10 protein-coding genes are annotated in these 18148 nt (G+C 42.4%); all 10 read left to right on the top strand.

The features are described from left to right. Window positions 1-78 precede the first annotated feature (78 nt). Window positions 79-708 carry an RNA polymerase sigma factor gene (locus MUB18_RS20070; RefSeq protein ID WP_248754385.1) on the top strand — a complete coding sequence of 210 codons (630 nt, stop codon included), beginning with the start codon at window positions 79-81 and terminating at the stop codon, window positions 706-708. A 50-nt stretch (window positions 709-758) separates the two neighbouring features. Next, window positions 759-1955, top strand: coding sequence for a FecR family protein (locus MUB18_RS20065; RefSeq protein ID WP_248754384.1), 1197 nt, complete (start codon window positions 759-761; stop codon window positions 1953-1955). Between the two features lie 207 nt (window positions 1956-2162). Continuing rightward, window positions 2163-5642, top strand: coding sequence for a TonB-dependent receptor (locus tag MUB18_RS20060; RefSeq protein WP_248754383.1), 3480 nt, complete (start codon window positions 2163-2165; stop codon window positions 5640-5642). Between the two features lie 2 nt (window positions 5643-5644). Continuing rightward, the gene (locus MUB18_RS20055; protein ID WP_248754382.1) at window positions 5645-7441 is read left to right on the top strand and encodes a DUF4397 domain-containing protein; all 1797 of its coding nucleotides are present in this window, start codon (window positions 5645-5647) and stop codon (window positions 7439-7441) included. A gap of 49 nt (window positions 7442-7490) precedes the next feature. Further along, window positions 7491-8696, top strand: coding sequence for a hypothetical protein (locus MUB18_RS20050; protein WP_248754381.1), 1206 nt, complete (start codon window positions 7491-7493; stop codon window positions 8694-8696). 23 nt (window positions 8697-8719) lie between these two features. Beyond that, window positions 8720-9808, top strand: a complete 1089-nt coding sequence (locus MUB18_RS20045) for a fasciclin domain-containing protein (RefSeq protein WP_248754380.1) — start codon at window positions 8720-8722, stop codon at window positions 9806-9808. 17 nt (window positions 9809-9825) lie between these two features. Further along, window positions 9826-11178 (top strand): fasciclin domain-containing protein, encoded by a 1353-nt coding sequence (locus MUB18_RS20040; RefSeq protein WP_248754379.1) that lies wholly within the window; start codon window positions 9826-9828, stop codon window positions 11176-11178. A 106-nt stretch (window positions 11179-11284) separates the two neighbouring features. Further along, on the top strand, window positions 11285-12283 hold the full coding sequence (locus tag MUB18_RS20035; protein ID WP_248754378.1) for a fasciclin domain-containing protein: 999 nt from the start codon (window positions 11285-11287) through the stop codon (window positions 12281-12283). A gap of 31 nt (window positions 12284-12314) precedes the next feature. Further along, window positions 12315-15629, top strand: a complete 3315-nt coding sequence (locus MUB18_RS20030) for a carboxypeptidase regulatory-like domain-containing protein (protein ID WP_248754377.1) — start codon at window positions 12315-12317, stop codon at window positions 15627-15629. A 154-nt stretch (window positions 15630-15783) separates the two neighbouring features. Next, window positions 15784-17952 carry an IPT/TIG domain-containing protein gene (locus tag MUB18_RS20025; RefSeq protein WP_248754376.1) on the top strand — a complete coding sequence of 723 codons (2169 nt, stop codon included), beginning with the start codon at window positions 15784-15786 and terminating at the stop codon, window positions 17950-17952. Window positions 17953-18148 lie beyond the last annotated feature (196 nt).

Genomic DNA, 18148 nt, shown 5'->3' with positions numbered 1-18148 from the left:
GGTTATTTATAATTAATGCTCTGTTAATATGCGTTCTATTTCTTTGTAAAGAAAAGTTAACCGTATGATCTTGAATTTATGTCTCTTATAACACGTCACGAACTGAAAGAACACTGGAATACATTTGTTGCAGCAGCATGTGAAGAAGCGTTTTATCAGATTTACGAATACTACCATCATTATCTCAGCTATGTAGGTACCAAACGTGGTTTTGCTATCGATATCATTCAAGATGCTATCAATGATGTGTTTCTTCATTTATGGGAAAACAGAGCTAAAAGTAGCAGCATACACCATCTCCATAATTACATCATTACCATCTTTTTGCGGAAACTATTTCGCGATGATGCCAAGAAGTATGAAATGATTCCGACCATCGCCACTTTATTGGAAAACTGCGAGGTCCCTTCTGTTGAAGATGGATTTATACAGCGCTATACGGAAGATGAGGTCGGACGCTTTGTAAAAGAAAAAGTTGATGAGCTGGGCGAGAAACAACGTTTGCTGATTTATCAGAAATTTTATCTTGGATTATCCTACCAAGAAATAGCTGCTGCAAATGGTGTTTCCATCAATACCGTCTACAATACCATCTATAAGTCTGTGGATAAATTAAGAAATCTGTTGACTGCAGAACAAGAAACCTTCCTTAAAATAGCCATTGGAGCCCTTTCAACATTTTTTTTATTTTTTTTAGAAAATCAGTAGTGAAAATAGCATACTCCATGCTCTATTGATCAAATGAAGAGAAATAAAACATGGAAGAACTGAATCTGAAAGCATTGTTAGCAGATGAGAGCTTCATCAACTATTGTAAAGGATACCCAGCTCAGGATGTTGCCAAATGGGAAAACTGGCTGCAAGACCATGCGCAGTACCGTAAAGAAGTAGAAGAACAGAAGCGGATAGTCCAAACGTTGGCCTATCATACTGCCGTAACTACTGTTGAAGATCATTATCTCCGCCTCAAGGAGCAGATCGCAAAAAAAAATAAGAAAACGGATACCCGCTTTCGAATTTCCCCATGGCTAAAGATCGCGGCTTCACTACTGCTCATCGGTTCCCTATCGTACTTGATGTTACGTCAATCTTTCCTATCTGAACCTGATCACCATAAGCAAAGTGTAGTAATCCCTGGAGAAGATAAAGCCTTATTGACTTTGGCAGATGGTTCGACCATCTCATTAGATGAAGTTGCAGTCGGAACATTGGCCTTAGAAGGCGGTGTGCGTGTAGAGAAAACAAAAAGTGGTCAGCTTATTTACAGTGTTTCCGAATCCCAATCCAGCAACAGGAATTCTTCCAATACCATTACCACTCCTAAAGGAGGGCAGTATCGACTTACCTTACCCGATGGCTCTAAGGCTTGGTTGAATGCTTCATCAACCTTACACTATCCCCTGCATTTTGAACATCACGAGCGCCGGGTAAAAATGACCGGTGAGGTATATTTTGAAATTGCCAAAATGGAAAAGCGTCAACATGGTCGGGTCGAGCGTATCCCTTTTTATGTGGAAACAGCGCATCAGGAGATCCAAGTATTAGGTACGCATTTTAATGTGAATTCCTATCCTGATGAACCTGGAATAGTTACCACACTGCTGGAAGGAAGTGTGCGGGTAACTTCATCTTTAAACGGCGAATCGATTCTGTTGCGTCCTGGACAGCAATCATTCTTAGATAAACACCTGGTCGTAAGTACAGCAGATGTCGAGCAGCAGGTAGCGTGGACTGCGGGAGATTTTGTGTTTAAAAGTGAGCCATTAGCCAGTATCCTGCGTAAAGTATCGCGCTGGTACGATGTGGATATCGTATGTCCACCACATTTAGGAAAACTCAAATTTGATGGCATTGTTTCGCGTTCTCAGCCATTGAATGCTATTATGGATATGGTTGAAATAACGGGAAAAGCAAAATTGAAATTGACAGAAAGGAGGATTATTGTGACCGATTAATACCTCTATAATACCCGATCGGCTTAAAAAAAAGGCCAAAGGTGCTCGTAACACCTCTGGCTAGTGCGTTAAGCTGATCAATAACGTTGTGCGAACAAAATCATCAATTAATATTAACGACAACAAATATATAAAATATTCATTTGCATTGGGTAAACACCCGTCATGAATCTGCTATATAGTCTTGTGAAAGGACAATAAATACATATGAATTTTTATCAATGCATGCGTGTTATGAAAATCACCATGATGTTAATGACTTGCTTGTTGGTTCAGGTCAGTGCGTCTACTTTTGGGCAGCGTATTACACTGAATAAACAAAATAGCAACATACCATCCATATTACAGGAATTCAGAAAACAAAGTCAGTACGACTTTTTTTATGATACTGAATTATTTAAAAATACCAAACCGATCCATATTAACCTGAAGGATGCTTCCATTGAACAGGCATTAATGGCTTGTTTTTCCGATCTACCTTTTCGATATGTGATTAAAAATAAATTAGTAGTGGTGACCGATGCTCCAGAAAATGCTGGAAGCAAATCCAAACCCGAACAGCAGCAATTTACGATCACCGGAAGCGTCCAAGATGTGAATAATAAAGCGGCTCTTGCAGGGGTCACCATTCGGGTCAAAGGGCTTCAATTAGGAGCTACCACCGATGCCGCGGGCAATTTTACAATCATTGTTCCCAAAAGCACACAGGTGTTTGTATTCACCTTATTGGGATACCAATCCCGAGAAGTATCGATTAACGCCGCCGAACGTAATATCCTAATCCAACTGCGTTCTGCTTCAACAGCATTAGATGAGGTGGAAGTCAGGGTACAGGCGCGACGTAAAGCAAATACCGAAGTTGCCGTTTTGGAAGAGCGTAAACGAGCATCTATTGTTCAGGATGCCATTTCGGCTGAATTGATACAGCGTACGGGAAGTATTACCACGACTCAAGCTTTACAACGGGTCACCGGAGTAACCGTTACTGACGATAAATATGTTGCGGTACGCGGTCTTGGTGACCGATCGGTGATTGGACAGCTAAACGGAGTACGTCTAGCATCATCGGATCCTGACCGTAGTTCTATCCCTTTAGATTTGGTACCTGCTTCCTTACTAGATAACATCACCATTTATAAAACGGTGACACCTGATAAACCGGCAGATGCGGCTTCGGGGATTGTAGAACTGAAAACAAAGTCTGTCCCCGATCGGATGACTTTCGAAGTCATAGCACAGACCGGATTAAATTCCAATATTGGGATGGGAGGGAAGTACAATAGTTTCTGGAATAGTGAGATGGGTTTTTTGGGCACAAAGATCAATAATAAAAATCTGTCGACTGATTTCTTACATCTAGCAAAAGAATATCCCGCAGGCTTATCATCGATCCACAATATGATCGCCAACAGTAATTATAGCAACGATGCTTATCAGGAGGTGGGACGGATTAACGGCATTATGCAGGGCTTTGATCCTGTGATGACCAGTACCTATAAAAAAGCGCCATTGAACCAGTTGTATTCGGCCACCTTTGGAAACAGTTATGACCTGTTTAATAAGAGACATAAGTTAGGGGTCATTTTAGGTGGTAATTATTACAGAAGAACAACCGACATCAGTGGCGGTGACTTGACACAATATAGTATCTATCAAGGAGTCGTAACTGGTAATCCAGACGTGTACAGTGTCCGCAATATTCCAAATTATATTACACCCAATAGTCTGTATATGGGCAAATATCAGACTTATAAGGAAAATACCGGAACCGAAACTTTGAATTATGGAACGCTGGTGGGACTGACCTACCGATTTAATCCACAGCATGAAATCAGTATGCAGTACCTCGGGAGCTGGGGCGGTGAAACGAAATCTACTCACCTAAATGGTCGATACGAATACACGGGTTTGCCGGGAGAGGTGAGAAGTACAACCTATTCGCTTAAACGGACGTTCAGAAACTTGAATACCTTCAATTTACAAGGAGAACACAAATTTTTAAAAGGTGATCTTTCTCCTCGTCTAAGTTACAATGTGGCCAGTTCAAAATCCAAACAGAATGATCCTGATTTTCGTTTCGCGAGTTTAGCAGACTATATCCCGCGTGGTGGAGGTTATTATAGCAGACCGGTTGTGGGCGCAAATAATGGTGAAACACAAGAGGTGTATACTCAACATTTGTATGCCTTGACTTCAGGTTATGTCAATGGATTTGGTACCTATGGTATTATGCAGGCGGAGCCGAATGGCCGGAGATGGCGAAATCTGACAGAACAGAATTACAATTACAAAGCTGATATCAGCATTCCTTTCCGATTTCTAGGTCAGAAGCAAGAGTTCAAAACAGGGGTAAACTATTTGTTTCGGGATCGGGATTTTACAGAAAACCAGTTGTTCTTACCAGGATCGAATTTTACCAGAAATAAAGCATTACCGCTCTATGACGTTGAAGGTAATCTGAATCGTCTGGTCAGTAATGAAATCATTGGAGTGAAAATACCAGCAGCAGGTCAGGGTGAAGGAATGATGCCTATCGGCGGATTTTTATATAACAGTCAGAAATCACCGAACAATTATACCGGTTATTTTGAAACCAATGCCCTATACGGTATGCTTGATCTAAAATTGACCGACCGTTTCCGTATGGCAGGGGGTGTTCGATTTGAAATGACCAATATTGGCTCTACAGTCGATACAGCTGGCGTATTTTTGGATCCTTCATTGACAACAGGCGCCAATGGAGAAGCTCCAATACCGCTTAATCCGATTGATCCAAATTCGGTCTATAAAACAGGTTATAAGCCTTTTTATTCGTTGAATGCAACCTTTACCTTAAACGATAACATGAATTTTAGGGGCGCTGTCAATACGACCTTGGCAAGGCCGGAGCTTCGGGAAATAACCAATGTATTTGAATTTGACGCTTTTCAAATGGGATTGGTCGTTGGAAATCCAAATCTGAAAAATCAATATACTCAAAATGCAGATTTTAGATGGGAATGGTTTCCGGCAAAAGGCGAGGTTATAGCCGTTTCGGCTTTCGGTAAGCGTATCGAAAACCAATTGGTCAAGGTGTTTAATCTGGAAACTCAGGGATTGGCCGCTACTTACCCAGAATTTCCGACCATACAATTCCAGAATGATGTCAATGTCGGTAAAGTCTGGGGAGTAGAGTTTGAAGTGGTTAAAAACTTGGGAACTTTGATCGATCCTTTACGCAATTTCTTCTTAGGCTCCAACCTGATGCTTGCTCAAAGTGAGATCCAAAAATCAGCGGCGCGCTATGAAGCCAATCGCTCATTGGATCGACATTCACCAAAAAATAGCCCCCTGTTTGAACAAGCTCCCTATTCGATCAACGCTTGGTTAAATTATGATAATGATCAATCAGGAACAGATCTAACGTTGACCTTTAATATGGTCGGCGAACGCTTGGTCCAGATCAATCTAACGGGCGAGCCAGATCTATATACACAGCCAGTGCCTTATCTGGACTTTGTCTTTAGTCAACGGATCAATAAAAGAATTCAATTTAAGGGATTTGCCAAAAATATCATGAATCCAGCGATTAAAACGGTGTATGCTAATCCGCAAACGGGAGGAAAATGGTACGGCAACGAGTACATCAACCGTAGTTATAAACGCGGTGCGGAAATCATGGTAGGCTTTACATATAATTTATTGTAGTCATGCGATATCAAAAATTAGACTTTAAACAGTACAAACGCGATCATACGCAACAAGCTTATTGGTGTCGCCTAGTGGATAACCACCTCATGTATGTGGCCATTTTATTTTTCACATTCGTGTTTACGGCCTGTCAGAAAGAAAAAATGGATATGGGTGTTGACAATCGGGCGGTAACGGAAAACCGTGAACGATCCAATGTGCGGATTATAAATATGGCTGGATTTAATCAGGTTATTTCAGGTAAAGATAGTTTAACCAATTTTATCGTGCGTCGTCCAGACGCTCCAGATACGGATCGCTATCCGGGTACATCCTATTTTCCTGTAGACGGACGATTGGGTAAAAGCTGGGTAATTCCACAGGATCTCTTTAACCAACAGGATCAAGTAAAGCTTACGTTGGGGATACGTCATTATCAGGGGGCTTTAGATCGGGACATTACTTTTCAGGCTGCCAACGATTACCGTAAACCGATGGATTATTTCTTGCTGCCTACGTTATTTATGGATGGACAACCGGATATAGTAGCGGTGCCACGTGCGGTTTCCGCTCCTTCAAAACCGGATCATTTTAAAATCCGAGTCGTCAATCTGGGTGGTCCTATCAAACATCAGACCATGGGCCTTTTGGGTATGCAGGAAGATATTACGGGGGCCGTATCTTTAGCGTATGCCGATGGTACATTGGTCAGTACACAAACCAATAATATACAGACAAATGCAGTAGCTTCTGATTATATTGAACTGCCTTATGGTACCTATCAGTTTAGGTTATTGCTCCAAGACGGAAGGCAGATTCCAGCTTTGGGAGCAGATACTTACGCATACACTGTCCTTCATCCGTCGACATCCACGATCGCTATCGATCATTCGAGCAATAGCAATTTGCATTACGCTCCCGTCACGACCTATCAACCCGGTGGCGTGTATACCTTGTTGGTTGCTCCCGGAGAATTTAATTACTACGTCGATGAAATCGGAAATACCTCTTCCTATTATCAGAATGCTTTTCAGGTATTGACCGATGTAGCAGCTCCTGCCAACCGAACCTATTCCCGTATTCAAGCAGCTAATGCGCGAGCAGGTCAACCGGTCAATTTTCGGGTTGATGGTAAACCACTAGCCAATGCTTTGACTTTTGGTCAGGCCAGTAATTATCTCAATATGATTCAGGGAACACATATGATAGAAGCCTTGGATGCATCAGGCAAAGTATTGGCGTCTTTGGAGCAGGCGATGCAACCGGCACAAAATTATACCATTTGGCTTTATCCCCAACAAGATGGTAAACCTCAACTGCTATTAGTAGCCAATGACTTAAGTGGTTCGGTCTATACAGGAGCTCAGGATGATGCCAGTTTTGCCCGTTTACAATATCAGTTTTATTTCCCAAAACGCTTTTTAAACTTATCCGTTGGAAATCCATATGTGACGTTCACTGTGGGCAATGGACAGTCTCCTGCCACGTCTTTCGATAATCGCGACGCGGTAGAAAATCTACAACCTGGAATTCCGAAGATGGAAAGACCATATATCGGATATCGAACGCTCTATAATCCTTTTGAATTTATGGTCTATCGTTCGACACCTGATGTCGTTCCAGGTATTTGGGCAAGCGATATCAGCGTGTTGACACACGAAGCTTTTATCGCCAATAAAAAACTTTACGAGAAATCAGGACGCCCCGAACCCATACAGGAAGCAGGCGTATATACGGTTGCTCTTATTGGCAAGAGTTCAAAAGATGCTACTGCGACCGATAAAGCAAGAATGATTTTAGTTAAACATACCCGATAATGGAAGGCATAAGTATTCTTGTCTGACCATGATTTAAAAAAATATTGATATGAAAAATCAACGATTAACGATTTACTTAGCACTATGGCTGCTGTGTGTTTCCCTATTTACAAGTTGTAATAAGGTGGAATATACAGCCATCGCCGAACCTGCCTATCTACGGGTGTTCAACAACCTCAATTATGTTCAGACCTTAGGCAGTAAAGATGATAAAGTGCCCTATTTCTGTATGTTGATCAATCCTACCTTTGCTGCAGGAGGAGCAATAACAGGCGCCGAGATTGTAGGTGACTTTCTGGATAAAAGAGCAGCTTATGCTCCACCTTATCCCTCACATATCGGAAATAGTACCACAGTGGATAACCCAGAATATCCAGGTAAAGAAAATGTACTGGTAGGCCCGATCTTAAACGGATTTGATTTAAGCAGCTGGGCTCAAGTTCCGTCGGGAGACCTGCGCATTATTTTCGCCTATCGACCAAAGAATACCATTCCTTTTTTGGAATTAGAAAGTCACCTGAAGACGGATATCTTAATCGATACAGTGATCCATTTAGCAAGTAAAGAGGTGTATACCTTGCATCTGCTGCAAAAAGATTTTGTGACCAAAACGCATGGATTGCTCTTGCGTCAGGAGAATTTTCATAAACTGCCACTTTCCGATTCCTTGGTCTATGTCAATTTTTACAACATGAGTGCAACAGGTTTCTTAGAGGCCGATCTGACGTTGAAAGATGATGATTACTTATTGCGGAGTTTTAAAAATGGGATCAAAGACGAGATGAATATCTTTCTTTCGCTGTATGAAAGTCAAGAAAAACCGTCTGTTCAGGCACAGACAGTACCTGGTTATAAAGGTAAATTTTTAACGCGATTGACCCGTAATAATACCAACGCTGCGGTCAGTCCTTATGTGAGTTTTCCGCTGTGGGCAAGTAGTAAAAGTAACGGTATCCAGACTGATATCTGGCAACGGTTTGATTTCTTTATCCCAGGTATGGATATTACCAATAATCCTTTTTTCTCCGGTGATATTGCTACTGGAGGCAATTGGGCATCCGTGAACTGTCTGAAGAATGGCAAAGTATCATTTGAAGGATCTGATAATGGAACGCAGTTGCCAAATCTCTTGGTCAATGTGCATTCCGGCACCCATAATCCACAAACTTTTGCAACAGTCAACACATTAGAAGTGGTCAATGGCCGGATTTACCTGACCACCATTCAACGCAAATATGCACCACCAGTTTATTAACAGTTAGCTAGGAGATTTTAAATATGAACTATAAGATAATCGATAAGAGGAGGAATCAAGTATGGCAGTACGTATTGTTTATGCTTTCGTTTTTCCTTTTCTCTTGCGAACATCCGGATTTAACGGAGGTCGCACCCAACGAGAACTTACGTCCGGCATCGGATTTTATCAAAAATAATTATGAAATGACCTTATTCAGTGCCGCGCTGCAAAAAGTGGGATTGACGGCAATGCTAAATGAAAAGGGACCTTATACCGTTTTGGTGCCTACAGATGCCGCATTTAATGAATTAGGCATATTTAGACCTTCAGATTTTGATAAGATGAATCTGGACAGTTTAAAAAAAGTGATCCAATACCATATTCTTCCTCGCCGTATGCTCTTGCGGGATATCCCATCAAATGGGGTAGATGTGCGCTATGCCACGCTAGCCGGTTCGGAGTTATATGCTTCGCTAGGTTCGGTGGGACCAAATGGTGGTACGCCTACAAATGAGCTTTTCTTTAGTGGAGCAAAGGCGTCTAGAAAAGATGTGATTTTAGCCAATGGCGTTTTGTATGTTTTGGATAAAATGATGAAACCACAATTTGATACCTCTATTCAGGCCTGGTTGGCAGCACGTCCTACCTACCGTGTTTTTGTAAGTGGGTTGAAGAAATTTGGTTTATGGGATCAACTGGCAACGAATGGGCCCTTCACCATCTTTGCGCCGACCAATGAAGCATTGGAAGAAGTGGGTATTACCGAAGAAACATTACAAACATTAAGCCCAGAAAAATATCGTGCTGATGTGCTGTTTGGATCTTACCTCATCTATGACAAACACTTTTTTGTATCCGATGCTAAAGTTATGGGGATCATTGCGACTACTGGGGGCTATACCTATCAGTTAAAGAACAATCTGCATGAGATGAGTTTTGCTGCCGGAGAGGACTACCCCAGTTTTATATTAAGTTACTACCTCAGATTGCGTGCAGACCGTACCGTCACAGCACCTATAATTGCTCAAGTATCGTATGGAATCAGGGCAAAGATGGACTATCTGTGTCGTAATGGTGTGGTACATGATCTTAATCAGGGGTTGGTAAGACCTGAACAGGCTATTAAATAATATCACAAATTATGCTGATGAAAATGCAACAAATCAATACACTATATAAGCTGGCCTTTATGGGCTTGCTCATGACGCTGTTATTTGCCGCCTGTAAAAAAACAGAGTTTATGCCTGCAGCGGAAGGCGAGCAGGTGCCTTATAAACCTGATGCGACCGAGAGTGTTACCGAAATATTAGGTAAAAATCCGGATGCGACAATATTTTATACGGCTTGGAAAAAGAGCAGCATGGAGGAGAAAATCAAGGAAAAAGGAGGGAATACCACCTATACTTTGTTGGTTCCCAACAATGCGGCGATGATCGCGTCGGGACTGACCGAAGCAAAGATTGCACAAATGCCACGGGCAGATGTAGACAGCCTCCTGTTATTTTATACGGTTTTGGGTATGATATCCCGTGATGAACTTCGAGATAATAGTTTACCTGTAAAAAGTATGCTGATGAATCCGGGTTTACGAGTTCCTTTTTATGAAGGTGGAGTGGGATCAGGTCTTGGCCAACGATATGACCCCTACTATTACAAACATTATCTGGCTATACGCGATGAACAATTGCTGATCAATGGAAAGAAAGCCGGTAAAATGAAGTATCAACCGGCACGTAATGGTGCGCTTTATTTTTTGGAGCAAACCGTTACCAAACCGACAAAAACTGTTTTGGAAGCCTTGGAGCAGGATGGGCGTTTTACCATGTTTCTCGAATTGCAACGTCTTTCTGATGATGCTTTCGTGGAAGTGATGGTGACTCAAATGGAGCCTTTATTTGGTTATAAAATGTCTCCTGAAGAATATTGGCAGAATTTTCCTGATGCGCGGGAGCCCTATACAAAAAAATGGATGATCGGACCAACACCCAATCCCGACTATGCTGATCCCAATATCACCATATCGACTTGGTTTGCACCGACAGACGCTGCATTTAAGCGTGCAGGATTTAAATCTGTAGCAGAAATGCTTCAATTCAATGAGACTCGAGGCCATGTGTATTTTGATGAGACGACGTTCCAACCCTCTGGTGGTTATCCATTGGATAGTATCGTCAACTATCATCGGGATTGGGGACGCTTTTTTGCGATCAAAGATCCGGCTTATGGGTTGGCATATCCCAATAGTACGGTATTTTTTAGTAATGATCTGACGGCCGATTTCCTACAGGATTATTACGTCAACATCGGTGGAAATGCGCAGGTGCAATATGCCTATAAAAATCCTTTTGCTTTTACAGCATCCAATGGAAAGCTATCCATGACCATAAAAGAAAGTGGTCAGGCAACTGTACAGATTATCGATACCGATATCAATACCCTCAATGGACCGATACATGTTGTGGACAATCTGCTGTTGCCTAAGGGATTTAAATTAAAGTAGACGCTTAAATCGTATGGAAACTGAAAAATAACAAGATACCGATACGATTTCAGGTGAACGCTGAATAACAAAACGAGCTGGTAAGCTCATGATTAATAAACGATAGATGAAACTACAGCTAAGATATTATAAGCAATTGGGGATATTGCTTTTTGCAACTTTCATGGTGACCTCATGTAAAAAGGACGAGGTACTGAATAGTCATGACAATAATAGGGTCAATTTGGTCATAGCCGACAACTTTAATCTGTCTAGTTTTAGTGCCGTTTTGCGTAAAAGCGGAATGGATAAAGTTTTACAGGATGGAGAAGGACCCTATACCTTATTGGCACCTTCCGATGCGGCTTTTTCAGCAGCAGGTTATGGCGATGCGGTATCAGTTTTGGCGGGAAATACGAAAGTGATCAGCAGAATTGCTCATTATCATATGTTGGATGGTAAATATGAGTTAAATAAACTTCCTTTTTTGTTTAATCAGGAATTACGCACGCGCGGAGGAAAAATGTATGCGACCCATTGGTTAAAGGGAGGGGATACGGTATTGACGCTCAACGGATCACGTGTACTGGCTCAGAACATCGCCGCATCCAATGGACTGATTCAGGTCTTAGATCGGGTGCTGACGCCCTATGTGCACGATTTGATTGGAAATGCTATTGCTGCTGATCCCAGTATCACCTTATTTGCACAAGCTTTAAAAACTTCTGGACTGCTACAGACGATAAGTGATGCCGGCCCCTATACGGTATTTGCACCAAATAATGCAGCGATGCAGGCTTTGGGATATAGCACGGTGCAGCAGATCCAATTGGCAGATCCAGATAAGCTCCGAAGTTTGTTGCGCTACCATATTGTGAAGGATAGACGTTTTGTATACGACTATATTCTGAGTACGGGTGCTTCCAATAAGGCGCAACAGGGCATGATGGACGGTAATAGCATCAGCATCTCACTGGTCCCCAATCCAAATGCTCCTAATTCTTTTCAAGGGATCAGCTTACGTGGAATAGGGAATACTTCAGAGATCAAATTACTGAAACAAGATATGTTAAGTGGAAATGGGGTACTGCACGTGATCGATGGCGGTTTACGGATTACCCAATAATCAAATTAGGATTAGCTAAAAGAAATAAAAAATGAACAGTTATAGCAATAGTAAGCCAAGATCTGGTCCGTCTTTAGGGAAAGGGATGTTTTGGTGGAACCATATAAAAGTAGCCTTGTTGTGCTTCTTTTTTCTAATAAGTACCTCACTTTTCGCGCAGGAAACATCAGGTGCTTTAACAGGGCGTGTGCTACATGTTGATGGGCATGCTGTCGCAGGGGCTTCAATTCTGGCGGTGCATACTCCCTCGGGCACACGTTATTCACTTGCTACGGATAAAGACGGGCGCTATACCTTAAACAATCTGCGTATTGGTGGACCCTATACGGTGACCGTGAGTATGGTCGGGATGCAAAGTGATACACGTACGGATATTCAAATCCGTCTTGGTGCCGCACAGGAACTCAATTTACAATTGCAGGAAGGCAATCAGGCATTAGCAGAAGTTGCTGTAACTGGTCGTTTACAGCGACAACGTGCGGATACGTATGGCGCAGGACGCAATATCAGTGCTGAGCAGGTCCGCAATATGCCTACAGTGAGTCGTTCGATTACAGATGTGACCCGCCTGACACCACAAGGAAGTCGAGACAATAGTTTCGGAGGAACTAATTTCAGGTATAATAACGTCACCGTAGATGGGGCAGTCAATAACGATGCGATCGGTTTTTCACCCTCTCTGGGTGGACAAACAGGGACTTCGGGCATGGCCGGAAGCAGTACGCGTACCAACCCGATCTCCATGGATGCCATACAGGACATGCAGGTCTATCTGGCACCCTACGATGTTAAAATCGGAAATTTTACGGGAGGTTCGGTCAATGCCGTAACCCGAAGCGGTACCAATAAAATCGAAGGCTCAGTCTATGGATATGGACGCAATGCTGCTTTAACGGGTAAAGACCGTGTGGGAAGTCTCGGTAAAATGGATCATGATTTTTATGACTACCAGTCCGGATTTAGAATTGGTTTTCCAATTATAAAAGATAAACTTTTCTTCTTTAGCAATGAAGAGATTACCCGTCGTCAAGATCCTACACAACTGCAAGTGGGGACAGCGGAGACTGCTCATATCCTGAGCGAAGAGGATGCCAAATCGATTGCCACGACAGTAGGTAACCGCTATGGTGATGTGTTTGATGCAGGTACAGCCGGTAAGTACACCAACTGGTCAAAATCCACTAAGTTTTTTAACCGTATCGACTGGAATATCAATGATAGACATCAATTAGCCATTCGTAACAACACGATTTTTAGTAGTGCGACTCACATGGACCGGGATCAACAGGATTTCCGCTTTTCGAGTATGGCGTTTAAGCAGACGAATAATCAGAGCAGTACAGTAGCTGAATTGAAAAGCCGCTTTAGCAATAATCTTTCTGCTAATGCGGTACTGGGGTTTACCGTAGTAAACGACAGACGGGATCCGTTGAGCGACCCTACTCTTCCACAGGTTCAGATTCAGGGACGTACTCCAGGTACGACAATTTATCTTGGAACTGACCGTGAAGCGAGTATTTTTGATATGCAACAGCGCACTTGGGAACTGACGGCAAATTTGAACTGGAACCTTGGCCGGCATAAACTTCTTTTTGGGACCCATAATGAGCTTTACCGTATTCGCTATGGTTTTGTGAATGCTTGGAATGGACGTGTAGACTACAATAGTATTGACGATTTTTTAAGTAATAATCCTTACCGTGTACGCGGTAGTTACAACTATAAAAACAATACGCGGGACTATATTTTGGACCATCCTTCGGCAGATTTTGGAATCAATATGTACAGTCTTTATGTACAGGATGAGATCAGGGTAAGTGATCATTTTCGCGTTACGCCAGGTTTACGTGCCGATTTTACACACCTACCGGAAATGCCATTATTAAGTGATAAGGTCAGGAATATACAATCTGATCCATACTTTGGGACTACTTATGACTATACGCCTTTGTCACGGATTTCAAATGATTTCCTTAATCGCGTACAGTTGTCGCCCCGTGTGGGATTCCGCTGGGAGGTGTTGGAAGATCAAAGTTTAGTAGTACGTGGTGGAGCAGGACTTTTTACAGGACGGATTCCTTTTGCATGGTTAGCCTATGCGTTCTATAATACAGGGGACAGTTATGGTGCTTTTGATCAGCGTGCAGATCAGAAACCTTTTGCTCCGGGCAGTGATGCGATTAAACCCAGCCCCAATGGATTGGCCGATTTTATTGCCGCAAATGGAGCTGTAGTAAATGATCCGAAGAGTGGTAAAACGCAGGTTGATCTGGTGGATAATGGCTTTACAATGCCTCAGGTACTGCGTGGTAGTCTGGGTATTGACTATGAAACAGCGAACAACTGGAAGTTTACAGTCGAAGGTTTGTATACCAAAAATATCAGCGATGTGCTCTTTCAACAGTTGAATGTCCATGATAATCCACTTTATTATGGTTATGATATTCATCAACAGCAACCGGTGTATCAGGGTGCGGTTGATGATCGTTTCTCGAATATTTATGTATTGAGCAATACCGATCAGGGCTACCGTTATAACATCACGGGGACAATCAGTAAGCGAATGAAGAATTTTAATGGAACAGCGAGTTATACGTACGGAGAATCAAAGGATTTGAGCAACGGGGTGCGTAATTCTATGGAATCAAATTGGCAACTGAACCAATCGCTTATACCGAATAATCCAAAGTTGGCCTATAGTAATTTTGATATCCGTCACCGCGTCGTTTCCAGTATCAGTTACGATCATTATTGGCGAACGGCAGGAAAAACAAACATCACCTTGTTTATCAGTGCACAATCGGGATCTCCATTTACTTATGGTATTGTCAACAACAGCATTCAAGGATTGCCACAACAGGTGAGTTTGGTCTATATCCCAAATCAGGAGGAGGCAATCCGTTATTTTAAAGATATTCCTAGTGGAAACACGGCGGTGCAACAAGCTGAAGCATTTAACAAGTACATCGATGGCAATGCTTATCTCAGCAGCAGAAGAGGAGATTTTACGGAACGTAATAGGGGACGTACACCTTGGAATGTGCAAGCGGATCTCCGCATTGCACACGATTTGCCTGTGAGCATTAAAAAAGGACAGTTTATGACGATTTCTGCCGATTTGGTCAATGTGACAAACCTGCTGTACAAAAAGTGGGGAGTACAATATTTTTCGCCTAATACGTTCAATTCGACCAGTAGCGTGGGTTTGACACCGACCTTGTTTCCACCACAGCAAAATAATGGAAACTGGCCCGTATTTACGTTCAATGAACCTGGACAAACCTATAGTATTGATTATTTCAATTCAAGAGCACAGGTACAACTCGGAGTTAGGTATACGTTTTAAGCCCTAGTAGTAACCTTTAGGAGTGATTTAACAGCTGCTAAGTGCCCTGAAATCAGGGTTAGAGGCAGGCAAAAGATAGTATCTTTTGCTCATGCGAACGCAAAAAAAAGAGAGCATATGGATATTCCATCTGGTAAAATAAAAAATGAAAGTCATGAAAACATGGACAAAATATAGCCTCAGTATCATCCTCTTTATTTTGGTACTTGCAGGTAGTGCAGGTTGTGAAAAGAAGGAAGATGCGCTTCCCGAGACTGCAATGAACATAATCGATTATTATCCAAATTCAGGAAAAGAGGGTACGCTTGTGACCATTGAAGGCGAAGGCTTTGGCACCAGTATAGATGCCTATAAAGCAACGGTAAATGGTCAAGATGCCGCTGTGATCAGCGCTACAGCAACGGCTGTTGTCATTCGTATACCGGTGGGCGGGAGTACCGGAAAACTGGTATTGAGCTATGATAACAAGATGATGGATGTGGGTACCTATACCTATCAAAATTTAAGTGTACGTCAGGTGTTTCCTGCTAATGGACCTGCTGGTTCCCAAATACGCATTGGAGGTACGGGATTTGGAAGTATTACTCATCCGGCGGAAGTCTTTATTAATGAAAAAAAAGCGTTGGTCGTCAGTATCAGTGATACCTTGATCGTAGCAGAGGTGCCCAATGAAGCTGGTTCCGGATCGGTATTGGTTAAAGTGGATGGCATGGATGCGAAAGGGCAAAACTTCACTTATCAGGCCATAAAAGGTATCAAGCCATTAAGCGGAGGAAAAGACACGCGTGTGGTGATTTCGGGAGAAGGTTTTGAGCAATTGACTACCCAAAATATCGTAGAATTTAATGGTAAGAAAGCTCTTGTGGTTGAATCTACCCCAGAGCGTTTGGTCGTAAAGGTTCCAGAAGGAGTAACCACAGGACCCTTATCGGTCAATATCAATAATCAGAAAACAACAGGCCCGTCTTTTACTGTGGTAGATAAACCAATCATCCAAACAGTAACCCCATTAAGCGGTCCCAAGGGGGCACAAATGACGATCAGTGGATCTTTATTCAGTAAAGAGCTGGATGAAAACCAAGTATATATCAACAATATATTGATACCGTTGACCTCAGCTAATGAATCGGAGCTGAAACTAACCGTTCCGGGAGGCACAGGATCTGGCGTTATCCGTGTTGTAGTGAATGATCAGGTGAGTCATGGTCCGCAGTTTAAAGATCAAAATCTGGGGATTACGGCGATGACACCGGACAACGGATTGACCGGTACGAGTGTGACGATTAAAGGCACAGGTTTTAGCACAACAGCATCAGAAAATAAAGTGTATTTCAATGGCGTATCAGCAATGGTAAAAACAGCCACGGAGAATAGTTTAGTGCTCGAAGCACCTCTAGGATTAAGCACTGGAAATGTGAAAGTGGTTGTTGGTGGGCAGGAAGCCCTTGCTCCGCAATTGTTTAAACGAGCAGGTGTAATGACTTTGGCGGGGGGACCTAGCAGTAATACCTTTGCAGGATATATGTCTGCTATTGCTACCGATCAGCAAGGCAATATCTATGTAACCGATACGAATAATAAACAGGTGAAAAAAATAACTCCTTCGGGAGCTGTTTCCATTCTGCAGGTCAATGGAGCAGATGCGGTTTTTGTCAAACCGTATGGCATCGTCATCGATAAGCAGAATACCATGTATGTGAGTGATCAGGGAACCAATCAGGTGATCAAGATTACATCGGCCGGTCAACGTTCGGTCCACACGTCGGGATTTGCACCTGGGCATATGAGTATCGACGATGCTGGAAATCTGTATGTCAATATCAACGGATTTGCTGCAGGAGTCAATAAGGTCAATACAACAGGAAATTATAGTAAAATTAATGGCACAGGTTGGGTGACAACCCGCACGGTGGTAGATGCTTTAGGAAATTACTACTATCCAGATCAAAATGCTATCAGTGGGAATGGTTTAATGCGTAGGGGAGCTGATGGTATAACGATGAATGCATGGATCGGTTTTTCAGATGCAGGCTATGCGGATGGTATTGGAAGTGCTGCACGTTTTCAGGGTATTAGCAGTGTTGTCCTTTTTGGAAGTAATACCATGTACGCTACGGATAACTTTAATTATGCATTACGAGAAATTGATGTGGCAACTCGAAAGGTATCCACTATTTTCAAGGCGAATAACAGGGGTTATACAGATGGATCTTTAGTAGAGTCACGCTTTGGAGCTTTGGCCGATATGGCGGTCGACAAGAATGGTAATATTTATATCTTGGATCCGGACAATAAAGCCATCCGGAAGGTTTTCTTGAAGTAGGAAAGGTCTTATTCTTTAAAATAATGGGTCAACATCCTGATAAATTGGTCTTATGATCGGTTTGTCAGGATGTTTTTTTGTTATATACTTATTGTTCAGTAGCCCAAGGTCTAGTCGTTTGTGTGCGGAGATCGCCATCGGTATAGATTGTCTCCATAATGAAAACTTGAGGCATGTGTCCCATCAGTTATATTCA

It is taken from the genome of Sphingobacterium sp. PCS056, assembly GCF_023273895.1.
GTDB lineage: Bacteria > Bacteroidota > Bacteroidia > Sphingobacteriales > Sphingobacteriaceae > Sphingobacterium.
Note: the sequence above shows the minus strand (reverse complement) of the source record. Positions and strands in the feature narration are given on the sequence as shown.